Here is a 20,265-nt window from a genome sequence, read left to right as displayed (position 1 = left end):
GAAGCCGCCATGTTGAGTGCATGACGGCTTCCTTTTATAGTTCAATCGGTAATTCAATCCGGAATTTAGTCCCTTGGCCTTTTAAACTTTCCACGTGAATGGTTCCACCATGGAGCGTGACGAGCTGCTTAACGATTGATAGGCCCAGTCCGAATTCTCCGTATGGATTCGTTGTCCGGGAGTCGATTGCTTTGTAAAACCGGTTCCAAATATGCTCTACGTCTTCAGGGTCCATCCCGATGCCAGTGTCTTCAATTTCGATGATCGTCAATCGATCTTCCGTGAACCCTCGTAACAGGATTGTTCCGTTTTCGGTGAATTGAATACTGTTTTTCGTAATGTTGATTAAAACCTGGGTGAGTCGGTCATAGTCGGCATTCACGATGACCGTGTCGTTCGTTTCAACGTGTATGTGATTTCCTTTTTCAGCCGCTGTATCTTCCAGTTGTTCTCGAATAATTTCGAGCAGCTCCTTGAGTTGAATAGGCTGTTTAACAAGTGTTACTTGATTGGAACGAATTTTTTCGTAGTCGAGGTTTTCATTCACAAGTCGCATAAGTCGCATTGTTTCACTACTTGCTAGCTGCAATCCACGTTCCTTTTCCGATTCTGAGATCATATCGTTGCGCAATCCTTCGATAATGCCACGGATTGTCGTGAGTGGTGTCCGAAGCTCATGTGAAACGTCCGCCATGAACTGCCGCCGCCTATTTTCAAGATTTTCGATTTCATGCATGGAGGCTTCAAGCTTTTCGACCATCGCATTGAAGTCACCGGCCAGTTCTCCGATTTCATCGATTTTAGCTGTTGGAATGCGAACAGAATAATCACCTTGCGCAACAGTTGCGGTTGCTGATTGGAGACGTTTAATGCGTCTACCGTGGAAGGTCGATAGCAGTCCGCTCAGCAACAAGGCGATCGCTAGTGCAATGAAAGTTGTATATAGGATATAGCTGTTCATCTGAGAGATGATGTCGCGAGATCCTTTTAAAGGTGATGTCAATAACACACCCCCAACGAATTGGGTGCGGTGGAAGTAAGGAAGCAAGACGAATGTAACCGCCTGGTCGAACCGTTTGAATTCCTGTTTGACGGTTACCGTTTTTCCGCTTTGCAACGCTTTCCACTCGTCTGCGTTCAGTTCGATCAAAGGGGTATTCAAACCGGTAGAGTAAATGATTTTCGATTTTTCATCAAACAGACTATATTGAATATCCTGACCTTCCAGTACATGCCCGTATGATTGAAGGGTGGGGCGTGAATCACCTTGAATTTGACGGATATCCAAAAGGATCGACTGCCCATACGAAGCGAGTTCTTCGGTTTTATTGTCGTAGACGAACTGCTCGACGAAATGGGAAAACACAAGGCTAAGGATGAGAAAGGCGATGATGATGACACTTAGATGACTGGCGAGTTGCTGGTAAAAGTATTTGATTTTCATATTACTGGATCACCGACTCGTCAAACCTATAGCCGACGCCCCATACAGTATGGAAATAAGGTTGGTTGTCTTCCGATACTTTTGAGCGCAACCGTTTGATGTGCACGTCGACGGTGCGATCATCTCCATAAAAGTCGTGGCCCCATACACGATCCAGCAGCTGGTCGCGTGAAAACACCTGCTTCGGATGTTGGATGAAAAAATGAAGCAAATCGAATTCCTTTGGCGTTAAATTCGGCACCGGTTTGCCATCGAGCAGTACTTCCCGTGTACGCACATTCAATGTGAAATGCTTTGTCTTCAAGACGTCTTCATCCGAATCATCTTCCTTATGCAGCGCATACCGGCGTGTCACTGCGCGGATGCGGGCCATCAAGGCAAGCGGGCTGAACGGTTTCGTCACATAATCATCTGCCCCCATTTCAAGGCCAAGCACCTGGTCGGATTCACTATCTTTTGCCGTTAGCATAATAATCGGTACCGCAATATCCGCCTTCCGTAACTTTCGGCAGATGGTGACACCGTCCATTCCCGGCAACATCCAGTCAATGATGAGGCAATCCCATCGTTCCGCTAAAGCACGCTCGTATCCGTCAAGCCCATCTTTCGCGAATTCACCCTGGATTTTCTCCTTCTCAAAAAACATCTCAATCATCGACGACACGCTTTCATTATCTTCAATTACTAGGATTTTCATTAGGTGCCCTCCTTTTCGAGGTCGTTTGTCTGTAGATTATACCATTGAAAACCCCACTACTGCTCCTCTGAACAGTAGTGGGGTCTATTCGTTTATTGCACTGGCGTATTGCTTGTTAAAGTCAATTCAACAGTCCGTTTTTCAGAACCTGTATACACTGTGAGCTTCGCTTTGTCGCCGATTTTTAGTTTGGCATACAGGAATTGGCGAAGTTCCATCGAGTTGTTGATGTCTGTATCGTTAATGGCCGTAATGACGTCTTGTTCTTTCAAACCGGCTTTGCTTGCGGCGGATAAAGGGTCGATATTTGTGACGATGACGCCGCCCTTCACCTCTTGTGGCAAGTGCTGTACATACATATATGGAACGTCCGCAAGATCTGCAAGGCCGATTCCGATGTATGGTCGTTCGATTTTACCACTCTTCGTAATCTCCTCAACGAGTGGCACAACATCATTGCTTGGAATCGCAAATCCGATGCCTTCGACGCCGTTTTCAGCAATTTTTAAACTGTTAATACCGATTAGTTCGCCGGCAGTATTAATGAGCGCGCCCCCACTGTTACCGGGGTTAATGGCTGCGTCTGTCTGTATTACATTCATTTGCCAATTACCCGCAGTTGTTTTGACATCGATTGAACGGGCAGGTGCGCTGATGATGCCTTGCGTAACAGTTCCGGAGAATTCAAGGCTTAGGGGATTTCCGATTGCGACGACTGAATCTCCCGCACGCACCTTATCCGAATCGCCAAATTCAAGTGCTGTATCGATGCCTTTGCTGGAAACTTTCAAAACCGCCAAATCAGTCAATGCATCGGTCCCAATCAATTCCGCATCCGCTTTTTCTCCATCGTGAAGCGTCACTTCCACTTTTTGTGATCCTTCAATGACATGGTTATTCGTGACGATATAGGCGTGTTCACCATCCATTTTATAAATAACCCCTGATCCGGTGCCGTATTCTTTCATGGATGAGTTCCCCGCGAATCGATTCCCTGCATCCTTGAAGTTGGATACGCCAACAATCGCTTTTGACGCATGCTCCACCATATCCGAAAGCGACTCTTTTGAATGGGTTGCTGCTGTTTGTACGACATTAGGCGATGTGACCGAAGCAACCGCCTCCTCTGTTGCCGGCTTCGTCTGTAAAATATCCGTATTCGCGACAACACCCAGTGTGAATGCCGAACCGAGCACCCCAGCACCAACCGTAGAAATGAAACGTGTTGTGAAATTAGCCATGAATAAAACCCCTTTCGTTTTCTTGTTTATCTCATTGATTTCATTGTACGGGGAGATTATGAACAAATTATTACGGAGGTATGAAAGAAGGGTGAATAATTCATGTTTTATTTTCCAGTAAGTGGGCGAGTGGTGATAGAAGTTAATTAAGCGGTGATAAGGCTTTTTCGGTGGTCAAGTTGACGTTTGATTAGCATGACGAGTCGGTGGTAACCATTTTTACGGGCGCAGACTCAACGGTTACGGGCGCGGCCCCCATTTTTACGGGCGCAGACTCAACGGTTACGGGCGCGGCCCCTACTTTTACGGGCGCAGACTCAACGGTTACGGGCGCGGCCCCTACTTTTACGGGCGCAGACTCAACGGTTACGAGCGCGGCCCCCGCTTTTACGAGCGCAGACTCAATGGTTACGACCATAACTGCTCATGGGGTAGTGTCTACTTTCTTTACTAGCTCATAACCTCGAAAACCTGCGTCAACCACATGAATCGGCATCTCACACCAAAAGCTCACGCGGAATGTGTCGGAATTTGCTCCCCACTACTACTCTTGTAATAGTCTGTATAGTCAGATAGAATAAGTTTACAGTCTTATGTTGTCCAAGCGTGAATGTCATTAAAATTAAATGAAACCGTATACATTTAGAATGTAGTTGGTGTTTTCCTCATATGTTGGCTTTGTGTGCATTTTTGCACTTATCAATAGCAATCTATAATGAATAGGGAGGAATGGATGATGGTACAAGCAGTAGAGAGTCACGTTTATGCGTTTCCGAACACTGAAGGGGCGAAGGTGAATTTTAAAGAACGCTACGATAATTTCATCGGTGGCAAATGGACTGCGCCTGTAAATGGGCAGTATTTTGATAACCCGACACCAGTGACAGGTAAAGTGTTTACGCAAGTTGCACGTTCGACGGCAGAAGATATCGAACTTGCATTGGATGCAGCTCACGCGGCGAAGGATGCTTGGGGCAAGACGTCGGTGACGGAACGGGCAAATGTTCTTCTGAAAATCGCTGATCGGATGGAGCAAAATCTTGAAATGCTTGCGGTTGCCGAAACGTGGGAAAACGGTAAAGCGGTTCGTGAGACATTGAATGCAGATTTGCCGCTCGCAATCGACCATTTCCGTTACTTTGCTTCGGCCATCCGTGCGCAAGAAGGCGGCGTAAGCCAAATTGATAACGATACGGTAGCGTACCACTTCCATGAGCCGATTGGGGTAGTCGGTCAAATCATTCCGTGGAATTTCCCGCTATTGATGGCAGTATGGAAGCTTGCTCCGGCACTTGCCGCAGGAAACTGTGTCATCTTGAAACCGGCTGAGCAGACACCTGCTTCAATCCTAGTGTTAGTGGAGTTGATCGAGGATTTATTGCCAGCTGGCGTATTAAACGTTGTGAATGGTTTCGGTTTAGAAGCAGGGAAGCCGCTTGCATCTAATCCGCGTATTGGAAAAATTGCATTCACAGGGGAAACGACAACAGGGCGTCTCATTATGCAATATGCGTCACAAAACTTAATCCCAGCAACTTTAGAACTTGGTGGCAAATCACCGAACATTTTCTTTGAGGATGTGATGGCAGAAGACGATGCATTCCTCGATAAAGCCATCGAAGGATTTGTCATGTTTGCGCTGAACCAAGGGGAAGTGTGCACATGTCCGTCCCGTGCATTGATCCAGGAATCCATTTACGACAAATTCATGGAGCGTGCACTAGAGCGCGTCAAGGCAATCAAAATCGGCAACCCGCTTGACCCGACAGTCATGATGGGGGCGCAAGCATCAACAGAACAGATGGAGAAAATCCTGTCCTACCTCGATATCGGTAAACAGGAAGGTGCCGAATGTCTCGTTGGTGGAGAGCAGAATAAGCTCGAAGGAGAATTGGCGGAAGGATACTATATCCAGCCGACAGTGTTCAAAGGGCATAATAAGATGCGAATCTTCCAAGAAGAAATCTTCGGTCCAGTCGTTTCTGTGACGACGTTTAAAACAAAAGAAGAGGCACTTGAAATCGCAAACGACACATTATACGGCCTTGGTTCCGGCGTGTGGACGCGCGACATGAACACGGCTTATCGCTTTGGCCGTGGCATCGAAGCTGGCCGTGTTTGGACGAATTGCTACCATGCATACCCGGCGCACGCTGCATTCGGTGGTTACAAAGCTTCTGGCATTGGACGCGAAAACCATCTGCAGATGCTTTCCCATTATCAACAGACAAAAAACATGCTTGTCAGTTATGCAGAAGAGAAACAAGGGTTCTTTTAATAAAATCTAACGCACTCCCGCCGCTGCCAATAAAGTGGCGGGAGTGTTTTCATGTGAACAACGAATGAAGGGGGATATGTCAATGCTAGAGTGTGTTCTTGCTACAGATGCAGCACTTGAGTTAATTGAACAGTTGAAAGTGAAGCACGGTCCTTTAATGTTTCACCAATCGGGTGGCTGCTGCGATGGTTCCTCGCCAATGTGTTATCCCGATGGCGACCTGATTATCGGGGATCAGGACGTCTTGCTTGGCCGAATCGGTGACGTTCCATTTTACATGCATAAAAACCAATATGACTATTGGAAACATACACAACTGATCATTGACGTTGTGGATGGAAGAGGAGGGATGTTTTCCTTGGAAGGTGTAGAAGGAAAACGCTTCCTAACAAGATCCCGTGCTTTTACAACCGAAGAGAATGAAAAGATCAAACAAGTATTTGAGGCATAACAAAAGGTTCCGAACCGCTATATGCGGGTTACGGAACCTTTTTTATCACTTCATTGAATAAAAGATGAATATGCATATCTAAAGCGAATGCATATGAAGTAGATTAAAACATGCCTGGTCCACATAATAGAAGTCCCAGACTATGAAGCGGACACACTACTCATATGAACCTTTTCCGTTCTTCAGGGCTAGGTAACATACACGCTCCTTCAGTCTTTCCAAACCAACGATAACGGTTGCGCGCAAAATAATCATAGGCGCCGTCACGGATTTTCTTTGGCACGAGTATGAATAGAAAGAGGAGATGCCACAGGCCGTCCAGTTTCTTTGCGATATGCAGTGCGGCGGAAGACTTTGTATAGGCTTTGCCTTTTTCAATCAAAACAATACTATCGACATCATCTGGAATATGGTATTGTTTCACGTATTTCTCACCAGCCTCACTTTGCAAGGAAGTGAAAAGAAAATGGGCGGCGGGATCGCGTTTAATGATGAATTGTACACTGGAGTTGCAAAAGTTGCATTCTCCGTCAAATAAGATGATACGTTTCATGTATAGGCCTCCTAATAATGGCTTTACACTTAGTATAACCTTTTCAGATGAAACGAAACTACAGACCTATTTCTTTATTTATATCTGAAAATTTAGTATAGTTATAGAGAAGTGTGGAATACCTTTTCATGAAAATTTAATTTGCTTTGCAGGAAGACCTCGCAACACTAATTTCGTCTCATTTGCCAAGTGCATTAATAGAAGGAGGGTGATTTGAATGGAACGTCCATTCATTGATCCGGTCGAAATGAAGCGTAGACAGGATAGGGATTTCATGGCCTCTCTTAATATGATTGATGAAGGGGCACCAGTCCATTATCCTGCAGAAAAGCATATGCTAAAGTGGAGGGAATCGACCGGTTTTACGGAACATGATCTGCCACAGACTTATCAATGATGTAGATAGCTCAAAACAATAAGACTGTCCTTGATTATCGAGGACAGTCTTATTGTTCATTTCTATATGTTAGCAGTAGAGCCGTTTATTATATCGTGTATGTCATCTGTCAAATGAATGTTGTTCAATGTTTTGGTAGAAGCGTATTCCATTGCACCTTTACCACCTAGGTAAAACGTAATATCTGGATGAATACTAGCGAAAGCATCCAGGGTAGTCAGTAAGAGTGGGTCTTTTTCAAATGGTAATGTTGTCGTTGCAGAAAGAACGACGACTTGGGGATTCATTTTCTGAATGAGTGCTTCGATTGAACCTGGTGCAGGGTAGGCGCCAATCAGAAACGTTCTCCACCCTTTGAGCATGAATTGCAGCAACAAAATATGCAATGGCACTTCATGCAATTCATTAGGCAAGCAAGCCGCCATAATAAGAGGAGCATCTGCCCGGTATTGGTAATTCCGACGGATTTGAACGAGGAAGTCTCGTACAATCAGGCTGGAGACAGACTCCTGATACTCATCCCATTGATTTTTTTCCCAACGGTTTCCCACTTCTTGTAGGAAAGGGATAACGATGTCTTTCAGAAAGCTTGCTAAGCCCAATTCATGATTTGCCTGCTGAAGCGTGATCATCAGTTCTTTTTCATCGCAGCGACTACCTTTTTCAAGTAATTGCAGAACAAATTCATTCAGATGCTTCTGGCGTACAGGCACTTCGTTTTGTAAGGGCTGATTGATTACCTCGGTCTCATCAACCATCTTGACGGCTTGACGGATCGGCATACCTTGCTCGGACAGCATTTTGACATGAAGTAGCAAATTGATATCCTTTTTGCTGTATATTCGGTAACCATTATCCAATCGATCAGGCTGGACAAGGGAATAACGTTCCTCCCATTTGCGTATGACCTGTTTAGAAAGACCGGTCATATCTGACACTTGTTGTATATAATATCGTCCATTTGTGTTGGATGATGTCAAACCGATTCCTCCTCGTGCTAATGCTCTGTTTGTAAAGTATATCTAATTTTTCATATATGTACAATGTTAACAAAAAAACATTGTACAACATACTAGCGGACAGCTACGTTTCACCTTATACTTGCTTCATCTACATACCGATTGGAAGGAGAGAATGAAATGATTGAGAAAAGATTATATAGTACAGGATTATGGGGATTGTATGCTGGGCTTATCCTGGCAATCCATTTGAAAATCGTCGAAGCCCTCACAGGGGAAAAAGTATATACATTACTATTGAATATTGATTATTTACCGATTGTTAACGCTGTCCAGTTTGCGGAGCCTGTCGAAGTTCTTTTCCACTTGATGGTGTCTGTGATACTTAGCATTCTGCTCTTTTACGTTATGTATCGTTTGAAACTTACATCTCGTACGAAAGTATTAACCATCACTATCGTTGTCAATGTTATCATTGCGCTTGCTTATTATCCTTTAACAGCACTATCTGATAAGACACCAGCCATCGCGGACTTTACGGCATTGGTACACTGGGTCATTGCGCATATTGTCTACGGACTAGTACTTGGACTGATGCTTCACAGGTCATTGAAGAAATGAATGACATAGTTGTATATAGATTTTGATAAAAGACTATACAATCATTTGACAAAGGGTGTACACCTCTTCATAATGGGGATATATAGTTCTATAATAGGGGGAATAAAGTATGAACTTCAAATGGGGCAAACGTACACCTGCCACGCAAACTAGTACCCAATCAGCAGTCATGCAAGCAGTAGTCGATTTGCAAAACTATCCTGAGCTTGAAAAACAGATGAAGCTGATTGATTTTACCGTCGGAGATGTAGCATTGCTTCATACATATCAAACGACTATTAAAAACAGAATCGATGAGGTTGTGACCGTCTTTTATAACAATGTGCTCGCCGTTCCTTCATTACAAACCATCATTGAGAGTCGGACGAATGTCGACTATTTAAAAAAAGTATTAGCCGATTATATTGTGGAAATGTTTGATGGAAGAATTGACTCGAAGACAATTAGTAAAAAAGTGAAAATAGCAAGTATCCATTTTAGTATGGGTGTCGAACCGAAATGGTATATGGGTACATTTTTGCAAATTCAATCCGCTCTTCTCCGTTTGATAACCGAGGGCATGAGGGAATGGGAAGAGAAAGAACGTGCAGCAGCTGTCCTGTCCAAACTCATCAACTTCGAAATGCAAATCGTATTGGAAGAGTACGAGAAGAAACATGAAGAGTTGCGTGTAAAACAATATGATAAAGTAAAATTTGAATTGAAGGGCAAGATTTCCGCAATCAGCGAAGACTTAGCTTCATTGACAGAAGAAACGAGTACATCTATCGAACAAGTGAATGAGAATGCATTAAGTATAAGTTCAAGTATCCACTCCAATGTGGTGAGCGTCAGTGATATCCAGTCATTCGCAGTACTGGGCAATGAAAAAGTGCAGGAACTTGAAAAACAAATGGCCTTCATTGACGGTAGCACTGAAAAGATGGAAGGCCTAGTCGGTAGCTTGAAAGTTTCATCAAATGAAATCATTGAGATCATCGTCATGGTGAAGCAAATTGCTGAACAGACGAACCTATTGGCGCTCAATGCTTCAATCGAGGCAGCACGCGCGGGTGAAGCGGGTCTGGGCTTTGCGGTTGTCGCGCAGGAAGTACGGAACTTGGCAGAACAGTCTAAGGTATCCGTTGAGCAGATTACAGGTCTTGTTCGTACATCGACCGGTTTGACCGACCAGGCTGTGGGCACAATTGGCGAAGTGCGCAAAAGTGTTTCACTCGGCATGCTTGGTTCCAAGGAATCCCAACAGAAGTTCCAGAAAATCCTGAAAGCCGTCGAAGAAAATGATCGACATATTCATTTAATTGAAGACGAAGTGGAAAGTCTTGTAGAAGTCATTAGGGAAATCGGTGAAGATACGAAAAAAGTAGCAGTGACTGCAGATAATCTTCATCAGACCGCAATACAATTATGAAATCTGGGAGTTGACTAGATGTTTTTAGCGTGGAATGAGATTAAAAAGAACAAATTGCGTTTCGTCCTCATAACGGGCGTTTTGATGCTCGTAGCGTACCTCGTCTTCTTCCTGTCAGGCCTTGCGACGGGATTAAAAGATTTGAACCGGGAATCGGTCGATAAGTGGAAAGCATCCGGCATTGTGCTTACCGAAGAATCGGATAAGAGCTTATACCAGTCTTCGATGTTCATTGACCAGCTGGATGATGTGCAAGCAGAGGAAACCGCGATACTCGGTCAGTTGAGTGCAATCGCGGGTAACGGTGAAGAAAAAGAAAACGTCTCTATTTTTGGTATCCGACAAGACGAATTCATCATGCCGGAAGTGACAGAAGGCGAAGCGTTCGCGAGTGACAATGAAGTCATTGCGGATAGTTCGTTGAAAGAATCCGGATTTAAGGTCGGAGATGAGCTTCAATTGTCCTCGTCCGAGGAGAAGCTGAAGATCGTAGGATTTACCGATAAAGGAAGATTCAATGCTTCACCAGTTCTTTACGCAGATCTTGACACACTTCAACGTGTGAAGTACGGCGAAGGGGCAGAAGCTAATGCCGAGCGCATCAATGCGATTGTTATTAAAGGCGACAAACTGGAAGGTATCATTACCGACGATAAACTCGAAGTGATCGAGATTGAAACGTTCATCGAGAACTTGCCAGGGTATACTGAGCAGAACCTGACACTGACATTTATGATTTACTTCTTATTTGCGATTTCTGCCATCATCGTTGCGATTTTCCTGTACGTCTTGACCGTGCAAAAAATTAGTATGTTTGGCGTCATGAAAGCACAAGGAATCTCAAATCTTTACTTATCGAAATCGGTCATCGCCCAGACGTTTGTACTAGCAGCGATCGGCGTCCTAATCGGATTGGCATTAACGCTTGTGACAGGCGCATTCCTACCTGCAGCTGTACCGGTATCGTTTGACATCCCGACGATGCTGATTTACGGAGCGGTGCTGATCGCTGTTGCCATTATCGGTGCAGTGTTCTCTGTGTTGACGATTGTACGTATAGATCCATTGAAAGCGATTGGAGGGTGAATGATGACGACTGTACTCGAGTTAAAACAAGTGACGAAGACATTTGGTAGTGGTCATAAGAAAGTCGAAGCGTTGAAAAAGACGGACTTCGAAGCAAAGCGCGGAGAATTGATAGCTATTATCGGGCCTTCGGGTTCTGGGAAAAGTACATTCCTGACCATTGTCGGAGGTCTGCTTTCTCCAAGCACCGGTGATGTCATATTAAATGGACAGAATGTAACAGGGATGAGTGAAAAACAACGGTCGAATATTCGATTACATGAAATCGGATTCATCCTTCAAGCTTCGAATCTGATTCCTTTCCTTTCTGTCGCAAAGCAGATGAAGCTACTCGACAAAGTGAAAAAGAACAATATGAGTGGCGATGAAATCGAGCAATTATACGAAGATCTTGGTATCGGGGAATTACGTGACAAGTATCCGTCTGACCTGTCAGGCGGGGAACGTCAGCGAGTGGCTATTGCAAAATCACTCTATAGCAATCCATCGATCCTACTTGCGGATGAACCGACCGCGTCGCTTGACTCGGACCGGGCGTATGAAGTGATGGAACTGTTAAAACGTGAAACAAAGAGCAAGAATACGACAAGTATAGTTGTGACACATGATACACGGCTCATTGGTTATTGCGATAAAGTGTATAACATGACAGATGGGGTACTTAAACTTCAAGAAGAGAATGATTGACAGCTAGGAGGGAAACATCATGAAGCGGACGATTGTATGGTTCAGAAAAGATTTCAGATTACACGATCACCCCGCTTTATGGGAAGCTTCAAGAAGAGGTGCCATCATTCCGCTGTTCATCTGGTCTGAACAGGATCAGGCAGAATACGCTGACAACGAAGGCACCTCTTGGTGGCTGTATCATTCATTGAAGGAATTGAAATCGAAGTTGCGAATCCGTGAACTGAACTTGATTATTAAGGCGGGAAATGAATTCGAAGCCATTATTGACGTAATGAAAGAATCAAAAGCAGACGCATTCTATTTCAATGACCGCTATGAACCCGTTGAGCAGCTGAGACAGGAACGGATTACGAAACAGCTTGAATCAATTGGTGTGGAAGTCAATCGTTTCACCGGAAATCTATTATTTTCGCCAGATTTATTGAATGGAAAAGGTGAACCATACAAAGTATTTACGTCTTATTGGAATCGAATGTTACAGGAGAATGTTGTACATCCGCATCCGGTCCCTGTAGAAATGGAAGGATTCGCAGACGGAATCTCGTCACTGAATCTTGACGAGCTGGGGTTGCCCGAACGTTTTCCTTCAATGGAAAAGCACTGGCAACCTGGGGAAGAGGCGGCGATTGAAACATGGCGGACGTTTTCAGAAGATGCATTGCTTCATTATAAAAAAGAACGTGATATGATTTCCAGCGGTGCAACGTCCACACTGTCACCATTTTTAGCGATGGGCAATATAAGTGTAAAGGCGGTTTGGCATGCGGCGAGACGACTGAATGAAGAAGATTCGAACCCTGTTTTGCATCAGTCCGTCGAAGCATTCCTTAGACAGTTAGCATGGCGGGAATTCGCCTACCACCAACTCATCCATCATCCAGATATGATCCGACTGCCTTTACGTAAGCAGTTCCTTGCGTTTCCTTGGCAACGGACAGATGAAGAATTTAGAAAATGGCAAGAGGGACGGACAGGCTATCCGCTCATCGATGCAGGGATGCGAGAGTTGCGGGAAACGGGCGTAATTCATAATCGTGTGCGCATGGTAGCAGCTTCCTTTCTAGTTAAGCATCTCCTGATTCCTTGGCAGGACGGCTACAATTGGTTCGAAAAAAATCTCATCGATTACGATATGGCGAACAATGCGACTGGTTGGCAGTGGGTTGCGGGAAGTGGCATTGACTCGTCTCCGTATTTTAGAATCTTTAACCCCTATTTGCAAAGTGAGAAATTTGATCCGAACGGTGACTATATTCGAAAATGGGTACCTGAACTAGCGACATTGCCAACTGCTTACATCCATAAACCGTCTGCAGCACCAATGGATATTTTGAACGAATCAGGCGTGGAAATTGGCCTTACCTATCCATCGCCCATTGTTGACCATGCTGCTGCTAGAAAACGTGCACTTGCAGCTTTCCAGCAAATTAAAGGCCGAGCGGAAGAACCGCCAGTCTGACATAGACACTCTGATCGATTAGACAAATTGTCGAGGTTATTGTTTCGGTACTGGTCGCTCGCCCGTCTGTCCTTCCCTTTGTGACATGTAATAGAGGGAGGGGGTGAGTGAAGATGATGCAACAAGGACAATGGAATCAAAATCAAATGATGCCACAAGGACAGTGGAATCCAAATCAAATGATGCCGGCAAGTCAAATGCCACAGAATTCTCAAATGCGACCAATCGTTTGTCCGACACAATGCCGTTTTAATGACACATTCTTCCCAGTCGAGCAACCTTACGTACATCCGATTGTAAATGTAAATCGCCAACATCCTGTCATAACGCCAAGACATTACTATACAGAGTCAACTCAAAATGTAATGGGAGCGCCAATCCGACCAGGAATGGGACCAACTGGAGTAGGACCTGCAGGCATGGGACCGGGAATGGGACCAGGAACGGGCTGGGGCCCAGGAATGGGACCAGGCATGGGCGGCGGAGGCTGCTGCGGCAGACGACGATAAAAATGTAAACTGTCTCCAAGTCGGGTTATCCGGCGGGGGACAGTTTTTCTTTGTTTGATCTTATCCATAAACAGAACAGCATTCTTCGCCTTCAAGGAAGAACCGCTCAACATGGGGTGAAAACCGCTCAACATGCACGAGAATCCGCTCAACATGCGCGAGAATCTGCTCAACATGGGGTGAAAACCGCTCAACATGCGCGAAGAATCGCTCAACCCTGCGCTCGTAAAAGTCCCCGCCGCGCCCGTAAACCTCAGCCCCGCGCTCATAAAAGTCCCCGCCGCGCCCGTAAACCTCAACCCCGCGCTCGTAAAAGTCCCCGCCGCGCTCGTAAACCTCAGCCCCGCGCTCGTAAAAGTCCCCGCCGCGCCCGTAAACCTCAGCCCCGCGCTCGTAAAAGTCCCCGCCGCGCCCGTAAACCTCAGCCCCGCGCTCATAAAAGTCCCCGCCGCGCTCATAAAAGTCCCCGCCGCGCTCGTAAACCTTAGCCCTGCGCTCGTAAAACACCCAATCCATCCAGCAAAAAAAGCCGCCTCCCGTCAAACAGGAGACGACTCACTACTATCCACTCAATCCACATTAAAATACCTAGCATCCGGATGCGCAAATACGATGGCGGACACGGACGCTTCCGGTTCCATCATGAACTCTTCCGTCAAATGGACGCCAATATCCTCAGGCTTCAGCAAGCCGAATAGCTTGGACTGATCCTCAAGATTTGGACACGCCGGATAGCCGAATGAAAATCGCTGACCTTGATATTTCGCAGCAAATCGGTCGCGCATCGTAAAATCGGTCGCATCCGGGAAGCCCCATTGGTCACGGATTTCCTGATGAACACGCTCCGCGAACCCTTCCGCTAACTCAAGCGCTGTCGCCTGGAAGGCATGACTTTCTAGAAACTTACCTTGTGCTTTCAATTCAGTTGCAAAAGCCCGTACGCCATGTCCTGCCGTTACTTGCATCAATGCGATATAATCCATTTCACCGCTTTCCACCGTCTTCAAAAAATCAGCGAGACATAGGAATGGATCTTTGCTTTGACGCGGGAATGAAAACCGTTCGATCTCCGTTTTCGAATCAGTCGGATCATAAACAACGACATCATCGCCATCCGCCTGTGCAGGGAAGAACTGATACAAGCCCGACGCAGACAAATTGCCAGAGTTCAGGAATCCTGTCACCATCTCATGCAACTGCAGCGCACGTTCTTCACGGTTCTCCAGCATTTTGTCAACATTGCCGCGCAAGCCGAGATGATGACCGATCAATGTCCGCATATTCACATATGGGTGTAAATGGGCTACTGAATAATCTTTCATCACCCGGCGCCGCAAATCACTTGGTACAAACACTGGCGCATCTTCCCGAACCGTCTTCACTGGCTTTGGCAACACAGCGACCGCCGTATCACGCGTCGCCCGCACAGCTTCCGACTCCATCCTCTTCTCCTGTTTGTCTGAAATCTCGAGCAACAATGCTTCTTTGTCTCCGCTTTGTAGACGATTGGCCAGATCCAATCCTTGCATCGCATCCTTCGCAAAAATAACCGGTCCGTCATATTCTGGTGCGATTTTCGTCTCAGTAAATCTCCGCGTCAACGCAGCCCCACCAACCATGATCGGTATATGAATACCTGCGGCTTTAAAATCCTGTGCCGTAATAACCATCTGTTGCGCAGATTTTACAAGGAGACCGGACAACCCGATAATATCCGGTTTTTCTTTACGAATGACGTCGATTAACGTCGCAGGTGTCACTTTAATCCCGATATCGACCACACGGAACCCGTTATTGCTCAAAATAATTTCCACCAAATTCTTACCGATGTCATGGACATCCCCTTTAACCGTCGCAAGAACCATTTTCCCCTTACCCGTATCATTTTCATTCTTCTCCATGAACTGCTCCAGGAACGTCACCGATGCCTTCATCACTTCGGCACTTTGCAATACTTCCGCAACAATCAACTTGTTATCATTAAACAACCTTCCAACCTCGGACATTCCTACCATTAACGGCCCGTTAATCACATCCAGCGGCGTATCATACATTTCCAGAGCCGCTTCTAAATCAGGAATTAATCCTTCTTTCGTCCCTTCAACTACGTAATACGCCAGCCGCTCAGGAACCGTCTTCGGAATATCATCCTCCGTCTTTTCCTTCTTTTTATCACGGTAGAAATCAGCGAAATCGGCTAACGTCTGATCCGTCGTCGTAAATAATAGATCATTCGCAAGCTTAATTTCCGCCTCTGGAATAGAAGCGTACCTTTCCAATTTCTCTGTATTGACAATCGCGTAATCGAGGCCTGCTTGAGTGCAGTGATATAAATACACCGCGTTCAACACCTCGCGACCGACAGGAGGCAAACCGAATGACACGTTACTCACACCAAGTGTTGTCAAGGCTAGCGGCATTTTCTCCTTGATTAACCGAATGCCTTCAATTGTTTCTACCGCGGAACCGATATATTGTGCATCGCCCGTTCCAACAGGGAAGACGAGTGGGTCGAAAATAATATCTTCAGGGGGCAGTCCCCATTTATTCACTAGCAGATCATACGAACGTTCTGCAATTTCAAGTTTCCGTTCACGGGTGACCGCCATGCCGATTTCGTCAATCGTACCGACTACGACAGCCGCACCAAACTTTTTGACTAGCGGCATGACCGCATCAAAACGTTCCTCCCCATCTTCCAAGTTGATGGAATTAATGATCGCTTTCCCTTGTGAAAACTTCAATGCTTCTTCAATTACATTCTCGTCCGTCGAGTCAATAACAAGCGGAACCTTCACTTTCTTCACGACTTCCTGCATGAACCTTTTCATATCTTCTAGCTCATCACGATCCGGATTGGCTAAACAAATGTCAAGAACGTGCGCCCCTCCACGTACTTGGGCACGCGCAATTTCAGAAGCCTCTTCAAACTTTTCATCGACAATAAGGCGTTTGAACTTCCTTGACCCAATTACGTTCGTTCGTTCTCCAATCAACAGCGGTCTCATTGACGGTTCATATAGTAGCGGTTCGATCCCTGAAATACTATGTTCATGTACACTTTCAGGTTTCTGACGAGGCGTCAGTCCGTTAACCGCTTCACGCAATACACGGATATGTTCAGGTGTCGTTCCGCAACAGCCGCCGACCATATTCAACCAACCTTTATCGGCAAAACCTTTTAATTTCTGTGATAAAGACTCAGGGGACTCATGATAATGACCCTCTTCGTCCGGCAGTCCGGCATTCGGATAACAGGTGACATAACTTGTCGCAAGTTCCGACAATGAGCGTAAATGATCCGTCATGAATTCAGGACCCGTTGCACAATTCAATCCAACAGATAAGGGCTTAATGTGTTCAATGGAAATATAAAATGCTTCGATACTTTGTCCGGCGAGTGTTGTGCCCATCGGTTCAATCGTCCCTGAAATCATAATCGGCAGTTCAATACCTGTTTCTTCAAAAGCCCGTTTGATGCCGAGCGTTCCAGCCTTGACGTTAAGCATATCTTGGCTCGTTTCCATGAGCAGTAAGTCAGCGCCGCCTTCGACCAACGCCTTCGCTTGCACATAGAAGTCTTGCGAAAGTTTATCGAACGTAATGCCGCCCGTGACAGAAAGTGTTTTTGTCGTCGGACCGATTGCGCCGGCAACGAAGCGTGGCCAATCAGGTGTTGCATATTCTTCTGCACACTTTTTCGCGTTTTCCACAGCGCGTTTATTAATCTCCACAGCACGGTGTCCGAGGCTGAATTCATCCAGAACAAGAGGGGTTCCGCCGAATGTGTTCGTGCAGATGATATCCGAACCTGCTTCCAAGTATCCTAGATGTATTTTCTCAATGATGTCAGGCCGTAAAATAGTCAAGTACTCGTTGCAACCGTCGTATTCTTCTCCACCAAAATCTTCAGTGGAGAGGTCTTCGGCTTGGAGCATCGTGCCCATCGCGCCATCCAGGATGAGTATTCTGTTCTGAAGTTGCTTTTCTATAAGATGTTTAGACATGGACAATATTCCTCTCTTTCTTTGCATCGAGTTCGTTAATATGTTGGACAAGTTCAAGCGACATCTCGTAGCGTAGGAATGGTGTAATGATATAGATCCCGTTGAACAACTCAGCCGCCGTATCGATAAGCTCTTTTGCAATTTGAATGCCTTCCTCTGACGCTTTGTCGCGGTCATCGCCGCATGCTTCCATTCGAGCAAGCACTTCCTCGGACAACTTGATGCCCGGAACTTCGTGATGAAGGAATTCAGCGTTTCGAATATTCGTCAAGGGCATGATCCCGATGAAAATCGGCGTATCCAAATGCTTTGTTGCTTCGTAGATGTCGAGAATCTTTTCTTTTGAATAGACGGGTTGTGTGATGAAGTAATCGGCACCGCACTCGATTTTCTTCTCCAGCCGTTGTACTGCCCGGTCAAGGACACGGACATTTGGGTTAAATGCCGCCGCTACAGAAAACTTCGCCTTTTTACGTAACGGTTTCCCTGTGAATGAAATCCCTTCATTCAACTGCTTGATCAATTGCAGCAGTTCCATACTCGACACGTCATATACACTCGTCGCGCCAGGGAAGTCACCGACTTTTGTCGGATCTCCCGTAACTGCCAGTAGGTCATGGATGCCAAGTGCATCAAGTCCCATTAAATGCGATTGCAAACCAATCAGATTGTGGTCACGGCACGTCAAATGTACAAGAGGACGTACATTATGTTGTTGTTTCATAATCGCGCCCATCGCCATGTTGCTAATTCGCGGGGAGGCGAGAGAGTTATCCGCCATCGTTACGGCATCGACACCTGCATCGTATAGCTGGTTAGCGCCGATGAAGTATTGTTCCGTTTCCAAATGTCTCGGTGTATCGAGCTCGACGATGACTGTGCGTGTAGTTTTCGCTTTTTCGTGAAGCGGTTCGAATTTCGTTGGATCCGCTTCACGGATGACAATCGGTTTATGCGGTATCACGTTTTTTTTCGTAATCGGTGCAAGTCCGCTTACATGCTTTTTTGCAGCCGCGATATGTTGTGGAGTCGTTCCACAACATCCTCCGATAAGACGAACACCTTCAGAACGTAGCAGTGCTGCCGCGCGTCCGAAATAATCCGCTTCAGACACATAAACAATGCGACCGTCTTCTACATCCAGTAAGCTTGCATTTGGAGCAGCAGACAAGAATGCACGCTTGGGCAACGTCACTTTTTCGAATGCTTGGATTGTATGATACGGCCCTAATCTGCAGTTGACACCGACAATGTCTGCTCCAATTGCTTCAAGTTCATGCAACGCATCATTCAACGGCATCCCGTTTTTCAACACACCGGGTTCATCCATTGAAACTTGTGCGATGATTGGCCGGTTTGTCAGTTTTCGCAGCTCTTTGACGACTGTGGACAGCTCATCAAAATCATAATACGTTTCAAGTAGCAGGCCATCGGGATCGCCAGTTAATAAGGCTTCAGCCTGCTGGCGCACAATTGTAACGACTTCCGCTAATGAGGCATCACTTTTACGGATGCCCCGCAAACCCCCGATTGTTCCGAGGACGTATTGATTGCCTGGAGCCGCTGCGCGTTTTGCAATCTTGATGGCGGCTTCATTGAATTCCTTCACGCGATCTTCCATGCCATAGCGCGCAAGTTTGAGTGCGTTGGCGCTGTATGTATTCGTCTGGATAATATCCGCTCCAGCCGCTATATAATCGAGGTGGATCTTCTCGATGATGTCAGGTTTTGCGACATTCAGTTCTTCATAACAAAAATCAATACCATGCGAATAGAGTACAGTCCCCATCGCGCCGTCCGCCACCAATACATTTTTCTTCAAGTTTTCTAGTAAGTTCATTATAAAATCATCCCTTTTCCGGTAATATGAGATTTGTATGAAAACAGAAAAAAGCCTTCTCGGAAGAAGGCTTTAAAAATGCGATGGCTCGCTACCTTCTTATCTATCAGGTTTATGAAAACCTGCTGGAATTAGCACCTGACCATAAATGGCTGGTTGCTGAAGCGTCTACGGGCCAGTCCCTCGGCTTCTCTTGATAAGAAAACGATATGAAATTGTTTGAATAATTTAACACATCATATCGTGAAAAAGTTGTTCCGTCAAGAGTCTGATGAAATATGATAGAATGGGCATATGAATATGAGTGGAAGGTGAAAACAGTGAGGATCTTTAAATTTTCAGTTCCCATCGCGCTTCTCGTCGCGGGGATATCGTGGTATATGCTCAATTTGAACTTTCAGGAAGTACCGGGCATGACCCGAATCTATATTACACTGGGGGCTGCTGTCCTGAGTGGCATATTGGCCTATTTCCTGTTTCCAAAGAGTGAAGACAAGCAATAGAGTACGAATGAGGTCGACGGCAAATTCCTGCTGTCGATTTATTTTATGCCTTTTAGGTTAACTTAAAATAATATTAGGTTGACACAAGTTATGAAAACTTTTATCCTAATAAAGATAAC

Annotated in this window: 19 protein-coding genes and 1 riboswitch; of the genes, 11 read left to right on the top strand and 8 right to left on the bottom strand. The window is 45.7% G+C overall.

Going from position 1 to position 20,265, the window contains the following annotated elements; all coding sequences use genetic code 11:
* Positions 1-34: 34 nt before the first annotated feature.
* From QWT69_RS16075 to QWT69_RS16065, 3 genes are all read right to left on the bottom strand, one after another.
* The gene (locus QWT69_RS16075) at positions 35-1,444 is read right to left on the bottom strand and encodes a sensor histidine kinase (RefSeq protein ID WP_317967373.1); all 1,410 of its coding nucleotides are present in this window, start codon (positions 1,442-1,444) and stop codon (positions 35-37) included.
* Position 1,445: 1 nt separating this feature from the next.
* Entirely contained in the window at positions 1,446-2,141 is a 696-nt protein-coding gene (locus QWT69_RS16070) for a winged helix-turn-helix domain-containing protein (RefSeq protein WP_317967371.1), read from the bottom strand.
* Positions 2,142-2,233: 92 nt separating this feature from the next.
* Positions 2,234-3,382, bottom strand: a complete 1,149-nt coding sequence (locus tag QWT69_RS16065; RefSeq protein WP_317967369.1) for a S1C family serine protease — start codon at positions 3,380-3,382, stop codon at positions 2,234-2,236.
* A 206-nt stretch (positions 3,383-3,588) separates the two neighbouring features.
* Between QWT69_RS16065 and QWT69_RS16060 the strand changes: the two genes are divergently transcribed.
* The 3 genes from QWT69_RS16060 to QWT69_RS16050 all read left to right on the top strand — a co-directional run bounded on the left by QWT69_RS16060 (position 3,589) and on the right by QWT69_RS16050 (position 6,111).
* Positions 3,589-3,843: a hypothetical protein gene (locus QWT69_RS16060; protein WP_317967367.1), complete on the top strand. Its 255-nt coding sequence runs from the start codon at positions 3,589-3,591 to the stop codon at positions 3,841-3,843.
* A 275-nt stretch (positions 3,844-4,118) separates the two neighbouring features.
* Entirely contained in the window at positions 4,119-5,660 is a 1,542-nt protein-coding gene (adh, locus tag QWT69_RS16055; protein ID WP_317971145.1) for an aldehyde dehydrogenase, read from the top strand.
* An 82-nt stretch (positions 5,661-5,742) separates the two neighbouring features.
* Positions 5,743-6,111: a DUF779 domain-containing protein gene (locus QWT69_RS16050; RefSeq protein WP_317967365.1), complete on the top strand. Its 369-nt coding sequence runs from the start codon at positions 5,743-5,745 to the stop codon at positions 6,109-6,111.
* Positions 6,112-6,271: 160 nt separating this feature from the next.
* Here QWT69_RS16050 and QWT69_RS16045 read toward each other — a convergent pair whose 3' ends face one another.
* Positions 6,272-6,664 (bottom strand): thiol-disulfide oxidoreductase DCC family protein, encoded by a 393-nt coding sequence (locus tag QWT69_RS16045; protein ID WP_317967363.1) that lies wholly within the window; start codon positions 6,662-6,664, stop codon positions 6,272-6,274.
* A 217-nt stretch (positions 6,665-6,881) separates the two neighbouring features.
* On the opposite strand from QWT69_RS16045, the gene QWT69_RS16040 reads away from it, so the two are divergent.
* On the top strand, positions 6,882-7,061 hold the full coding sequence (locus QWT69_RS16040) for a hypothetical protein (RefSeq protein ID WP_317967361.1): 180 nt from the start codon (positions 6,882-6,884) through the stop codon (positions 7,059-7,061).
* Between the two features lie 62 nt (positions 7,062-7,123).
* On the opposite strand, the gene QWT69_RS16035 is transcribed toward QWT69_RS16040, so the two are convergent.
* Positions 7,124-8,041 (bottom strand): MerR family transcriptional regulator, encoded by a 918-nt coding sequence (locus QWT69_RS16035; RefSeq protein WP_317967359.1) that lies wholly within the window; start codon positions 8,039-8,041, stop codon positions 7,124-7,126.
* A gap of 159 nt (positions 8,042-8,200) precedes the next feature.
* Here QWT69_RS16035 and QWT69_RS16030 point away from each other — a divergent pair, with 159 nt between their 5' ends.
* The 6 genes from QWT69_RS16030 to QWT69_RS16005 all read left to right on the top strand — a co-directional run bounded on the left by QWT69_RS16030 (position 8,201) and on the right by QWT69_RS16005 (position 13,796).
* A complete protein-coding gene (locus QWT69_RS16030; protein ID WP_317967357.1) occupies positions 8,201-8,641 on the top strand; it encodes a hypothetical protein in 441 nt (146 codons plus the stop codon).
* 109 nt (positions 8,642-8,750) lie between these two features.
* Positions 8,751-10,052: a protoglobin domain-containing protein gene (locus QWT69_RS16025; protein ID WP_317967355.1), complete on the top strand. Its 1,302-nt coding sequence runs from the start codon at positions 8,751-8,753 to the stop codon at positions 10,050-10,052.
* An 18-nt stretch (positions 10,053-10,070) separates the two neighbouring features.
* A complete protein-coding gene (locus QWT69_RS16020; protein WP_317967353.1) occupies positions 10,071-11,138 on the top strand; it encodes an ABC transporter permease in 1,068 nt (355 codons plus the stop codon).
* A 3-nt stretch (positions 11,139-11,141) separates the two neighbouring features.
* Positions 11,142-11,825 carry an ABC transporter ATP-binding protein gene (locus QWT69_RS16015; protein ID WP_431312298.1) on the top strand — a complete coding sequence of 228 codons (684 nt, stop codon included), beginning with the start codon at positions 11,142-11,144 and terminating at the stop codon, positions 11,823-11,825.
* 19 nt (positions 11,826-11,844) lie between these two features.
* The gene (locus QWT69_RS16010) at positions 11,845-13,287 is read left to right on the top strand and encodes a cryptochrome/photolyase family protein (protein WP_317967349.1); all 1,443 of its coding nucleotides are present in this window, start codon (positions 11,845-11,847) and stop codon (positions 13,285-13,287) included.
* 113 nt (positions 13,288-13,400) lie between these two features.
* On the top strand, positions 13,401-13,796 hold the full coding sequence (locus tag QWT69_RS16005; protein WP_317967347.1) for a hypothetical protein: 396 nt from the start codon (positions 13,401-13,403) through the stop codon (positions 13,794-13,796).
* Positions 13,797-13,856: 60 nt separating this feature from the next.
* Here the strand turns inward: QWT69_RS16005 and QWT69_RS16000 are convergent, their stop codons facing one another.
* Genes QWT69_RS16000 through QWT69_RS15990 form a run of 3 tightly spaced genes read right to left on the bottom strand, consistent with a single transcriptional unit; the run spans position 13,857 to position 19,643 of the window.
* On the bottom strand, positions 13,857-14,312 hold the full coding sequence (locus tag QWT69_RS16000; RefSeq protein ID WP_317967346.1) for a soluble NSF attachment family protein: 456 nt from the start codon (positions 14,310-14,312) through the stop codon (positions 13,857-13,859).
* Between the two features lie 53 nt (positions 14,313-14,365).
* On the bottom strand, positions 14,366-17,803 hold the full coding sequence (gene metH, locus QWT69_RS15995; protein ID WP_317967344.1) for a methionine synthase: 3,438 nt from the start codon (positions 17,801-17,803) through the stop codon (positions 14,366-14,368).
* Positions 17,796-19,643, bottom strand: coding sequence for a bifunctional homocysteine S-methyltransferase/methylenetetrahydrofolate reductase (locus QWT69_RS15990; RefSeq protein WP_317967342.1), 1,848 nt, complete (start codon positions 19,641-19,643; stop codon positions 17,796-17,798). The genes metH and QWT69_RS15990 overlap by 8 nt, the downstream gene beginning before the upstream one ends.
* A 96-nt stretch (positions 19,644-19,739) precedes the next feature.
* Positions 19,740-19,846, bottom strand: a riboswitch (SAM riboswitch).
* A gap of 75 nt (positions 19,847-19,921) precedes the next feature.
* Here QWT69_RS15990 and QWT69_RS15985 point away from each other — a divergent pair.
* On the top strand, positions 19,922-20,146 hold the full coding sequence (locus QWT69_RS15985; protein WP_317967340.1) for a hypothetical protein: 225 nt from the start codon (positions 19,922-19,924) through the stop codon (positions 20,144-20,146).
* Positions 20,147-20,265: the final 119 nt, after the last annotated feature.

This window comes from Sporosarcina oncorhynchi, from assembly GCF_033304615.1.
Classification (GTDB): domain Bacteria; phylum Bacillota; class Bacilli; order Bacillales_A; family Planococcaceae; genus Sporosarcina; species Sporosarcina oncorhynchi.
The sequence above is the reverse complement of the archived record's forward strand: the minus strand, read 5'-3'. Positions and strand labels throughout refer to the sequence as shown.